This is a genomic window from Frankia sp. AiPs1 (genome assembly GCF_023716945.1).
Lineage (GTDB): Bacteria > Actinomycetota > Actinomycetes > Frankiales > Frankiaceae > Frankia.
The window spans coordinates 1-4,084 of the sequence record NZ_JAMQQF010000542.1; the positions used below are offsets into that span (position 1 = coordinate 1).

4 protein-coding genes are annotated in these 4,084 nt (G+C 75.2%); all 4 read right to left on the minus strand.

What is annotated here, in order from left to right; genetic code table 11:
* On the minus strand, nucleotides 1-670 hold a 670-nt coding region (locus ND748_RS26975; protein WP_308205740.1), incomplete at its 3' end, for a DUF2071 domain-containing protein.
* Nucleotides 654-995, minus strand: coding sequence for a DUF4440 domain-containing protein (locus ND748_RS26980; RefSeq protein WP_251749026.1), 342 nt, complete (start codon nucleotides 993-995; stop codon nucleotides 654-656). The genes ND748_RS26980 and ND748_RS26975, both read right to left, overlap by 17 nt.
* Nucleotides 996-1,144: 149 nt before the next feature.
* Nucleotides 1,145-1,315 carry an antitoxin gene (locus ND748_RS26985; protein WP_011606420.1) on the minus strand — a complete coding sequence of 57 codons (171 nt, stop codon included), beginning with the start codon at nucleotides 1,313-1,315 and terminating at the stop codon, nucleotides 1,145-1,147.
* A 125-nt stretch (nucleotides 1,316-1,440) separates the two neighbouring features.
* Nucleotides 1,441-3,690: a hypothetical protein gene (locus ND748_RS26990; protein WP_251749027.1), complete on the minus strand. Its 2,250-nt coding sequence runs from the start codon at nucleotides 3,688-3,690 to the stop codon at nucleotides 1,441-1,443.
* Between the last annotated feature and the right edge of the window lie 394 nt (nucleotides 3,691-4,084).

Below are 4,084 nucleotides of genomic sequence, written 5' to 3' on the forward strand. Positions count from 1 at the left end.
GGGGGGGGGGGGGGGGGGGGGGGGGGGGGCGGGTGGGGGGGGGGGGGGGGCGCGGGCCGAGGTCGGCGGTGGGGAGCGGCGCGCCGACGCTCACCCGCACCCGGCTCTCCGCCGCCGCCGGCCGTGGGGTCCGCCGGCGGCAGCGATAGGTGATCTCGTCACCGACCCGGGTCAGCGCCATCGACGACCAGAAGTACGGCAGCCGGAACCGCGTGCGGGCGACGACGACGGCGCCGAGCCGCGCGGCGTCCAGCGACAGGAACCACACCCCACGCCGGCCCGCGGCGTCGACGACGTAGGTCCGCACGTTCGTCTCGCAGAACGTCGTCACCGGCCCGAACGCCCGGCCGCCCGCGGTCGCGACCTGCATCCGGAACGGCACCAGGCCCACCCAGGCCGCGCCGTCGAGCACCTCGACCCGCAGGTGGGCGGGCACCAGCCGCGACACCACCGCCGGGTCGAACGCCCAGTGCACGAACGTCAGCTCCGCCCACCGCTGCGTCATCGTGGGCCGCTCGACGGTGAACGGGCAGAACCCGCCCGCCATGCCGTCCGCCGGGTCCTCCTGTTGGCCGACGTCCGGGTCGACCTGCGCGTTCCCCGTCACGTCCACTCGACCGTGCTCCCCGCCGTCGTCTCGGTCGAGCGCGCCCTCAGCCGACCCGGCCACCGAAGAAGACCTCCGTGCACACGAGCTGCCCGGCGCGCACCGCGCTGAACTCGGTGTTGCGGAACCGTTCACCGCTGCGCAGCTCGTACTCGTAGAGCAGGAACACACTGTCCTCCTTCGCCTCGACGAGCGCCAGGATTTCCTGGGAGACGAACCTGTCCGCCGTCGGAAAGCACCGTTCCAGAAAGGCGTCGCGGTCGAGGTGGTCGTCCTGCGGGCTGGTGAAGGTGAACTCGGGGGCGAGCAGGCGGGCGGCCTGCTCGCGGTCCTGGGCCCGGTAGGCGGCAAAGGCCGCGCGGACGACATCGGCAGCAGCGGCGGACATGGCGACTCCTTCCTCGCAGCGCGTTCCTACCCGGATCGACGGGCGCCAACGGAACCTGCGTCACCCGCGTCCCGCCGACCGCCGACCGGTGACCGGTGACCGGTGAGCCGAACTGCCCGCCGCCCCCGGGTGGGGGGCGGCGGGGCCGGTCAGGTGCGGTCCTGGATCTCGCGGACGGCGCGGTCGATGTGGTCGGTGTGCTTGTGGTCGGTGCGGTCGTCGACCACGTCGCCGAGCTTGGCCACGGCGGCGTCGATCTTGTCGTCGTGCTCCTCCGCCAGGTCACCGAGCTTGCCGAGCGCGCCCTTGAAGTCGACCATCCAGTGCTCCCCTCCGTCGGGTGCCGGGCCCGGCGCCGCGGGCGGGCGGCGTACGCGTGCACGCACGCATGCACGCTGCCGTCACCTCCCCGGCTAACCGGGTCGCCGGCACGATCCTGCCGCCGCTAATCCTTCCAGGTGGCGGGGACGGCGGCGCCCGGATGGACGCGTTGGTAGGTCTCACGGTGCTCGGCCCAGCGGGCGGTGACGATGACGTCGGCGGGATTCGTCGCGGCGGCGGCCTTCGTGGTCAGCTCGGTGGCGCGGGCGCGCAGGCGGGTGGTCGCGGCCTTCACGGGGTCGACCAGATCCGGCCAGGCGGTGTCGTCGAGGCCCGCCTGGAGCAGGTCCGCCGCCAGGGTGAGCGCCTCGACGGTCGTCTGGCGGATCTCCCTGGTCGCCAGCGGCTGGCGGGCCGTCTGCGCGGCCAGGCCGAGGGCCTCGCCGTCGAACAGGGTGCGGGCATCGGCGTCGGCGCGTTCGGCGTGGCCGCCGCGGTCCCCCTCGTCGACGGTGGCGAACGGCAGCAGGTTGCGCCACGACAGGTACGCCTCGATCGCGGTGGCGACGTCCGCGTCGGCGGGGGCGGGCAGGGTCGCCGCCGTCAGCACGGCGGTGGCCTCGTCGAAGACGCTGACGAGCTGGCCGGCGGCGAGCTGGCCGGCGGGCAGGTAGCGGTCGAGGGCCAGCACCGTGCCGGCGGCGTTCGTCCCGGCGTGCGTGGTGCGCACGTCGGCGGCGAGGGTGCGCAACGCGTCGGCGGGGGTGGCGGCGGTCGCGAGGAGGCGGCGCACCGCCTCGACCTCCAGCACCCAGGCCGTGGTGTGGCAGCCCATCCCGGCGACGCCGGCCGGCGCGTCGGCCCGGCCGTTGCAGGTCACCCGGGGGGCGACGGCCGGGTTGTAGACGACGACGAGGGAGGCGTTGGCCGCCTGGGCCGCCCAGCCGTTGCGGGTCGCGGTGATGATCGGCGGCAGGGCCGTGTACTCGGTGCGCAGCGCGGCGCCCAGCGTGTCCAGGGCCGTCCGGTGCCGCTCGGCCTCCGCGCCGGGCGCGGGCGGGAACGACGATGCGATGCGGCGGCGCAGCTCCTCGAGGGCGGCGTCGGCGCCGGTGTGCTCGGCGCCGACGGTGAGCAGGCCGGTCGCGAGCACGCTGCGCGGGTAGGCGGTGGCGACGGTGTGCAGGTGCTCGTGGAGCATGGCGGCGAGCAGGGCCGCCGCCCGGGCGGGGGCGGCCTTCGCCGCGGCGACCTCGCCGTCGGCGAGTGTCCTGGCGGCCATCGCCGCCTCCTTCGCCGCCGAGGCGACGGGGCCCGACTTGGTCTTGCGGTCCTTCGTCGTGCCGAGGGCGAGCTGCTGCATCGCGTCGACCTGCCCGCGCAGCGAGACGATGTGCACCGCGAACTCGGTGCCGCTGATGCGGACGAACCGGCGTGGCCCGATGGTCGTGCGCAGCGTCTCGAGCTCGGTGCCCAGCGGCATCAGGCTGGCGAACGAGGTGGTGTCGGGCGCCACGGACAGGCCGACCGCGAGGGTGTCGAGCCCGTCGGCGATCTCCAGCAGCCTGGTGGCGGCCCGCGCCAACGGCACCGCGATCTCGGGGTCGAGCACCGCCGGGATCGTCGCCTCGCGCAGCGCTGCGTCGAAGGCGAACAGCTTCCACAGAGCGGTGCGCAGCGCGGCGCGGCGCGGGTCCGTCGCCGCCAGGGTCTCGGCCACGTCCGGCGCCTTCTCCTGCTCGAAGGCGACGAGGGTGCCGCGGTAGGTGCCCTCGCCGGAGCCGACCGAGCCGCGGGAACCGGCCGCCGGCACCGTGGCGAACGGCAGGTAGTTGAGGTAGGCGAGATGCTGCGCCACCGCCGTGGCCAGCTCCGCGGCGGCCTGGGCGGGGGTCGCCGCCGCCCGGTCGAGGGCCGCAACGGTCCGGAAGTCGGCATCCTCCAGCCGGGGGACGCGTCGCGCCCCGGCCTCGTCGCCGAGCTGGGCCAGCAGGCGGGCGGTCAGCGAGAACGCGTCGGCCTGCCAGCGATCCGCCGCGCCGTGGATCACGCGCAGCTCCGCGACGGCCTCGGCGGCGCTCCGGCCGTGCAGGGCGGCGCGGACCGCGTCGACGAGCGCCTGCCAGGCCACCGTGTGATCGCCCATGGCCGCCCCGAACGGCGACGGCGTCCGGCCGCGTAACTGGATCGCGTCGATGGTGCCGGCCGGCCCGGCCGTGAACCCGATCCGTGGGCTGAGCAGGACCCGCGCGCCGATCGGAAGTTCCGGGTGGAGCTTTCCGGTGAGCGTTCGCGGTTCCGTCGTGCGTCGATCCTTGTCCGTTGACGCGTCGGTCGTTGGGGCGTCCTTCAGGACCTCGTTGGAACGTTTCACGGCGCACCTCCCGGGAAATGGGGGCGCGAAAAGAGCGCGGGTTCTCCCGCGTTTCCAGGTGAATGCTCGTCCCCCCGGCGGGGAATGTTAACAGGATGCGTCCGAACCCCAAGAGATGATGCGACTCCCAGGAGCCGATGTCCGGAAAGACCACAATCGGCAGGGGCACGGGCAAGCATGGTGGCGGCGGCGGTGGCTGCGCCCTCGCGCCGGCGGCGGCGACGCCGTGGCCGGCGACGCCGTGGCCGGCGACGTCCTTGCGTCGCGACGGCCAGTCGGGCAGCGGGAGCCGGCGGACGGCCGAGCAACGGCTCCAGCGCCCGGCTGATCGCAGGGTCAGCGTAGCTCGTCGGCGGGGGCGCGGGCGGCCTCGGTGTCGCCGGCGGCGCCGCCC

Coding starts and splice junctions, on each gene's coding strand:
- ND748_RS26985 (WP_011606420.1), bottom strand. CDS start 1,315: ATGGTCGACTTCAAGGGCGCGCTCGGCAAGCTCGGTGACCTGGCGGAG.
- ND748_RS26980 (WP_251749026.1), bottom strand. CDS start 995: ATGTCCGCCGCTGCTGCCGATGTCGTCCGCGCGGCCTTTGCCGCCTAC.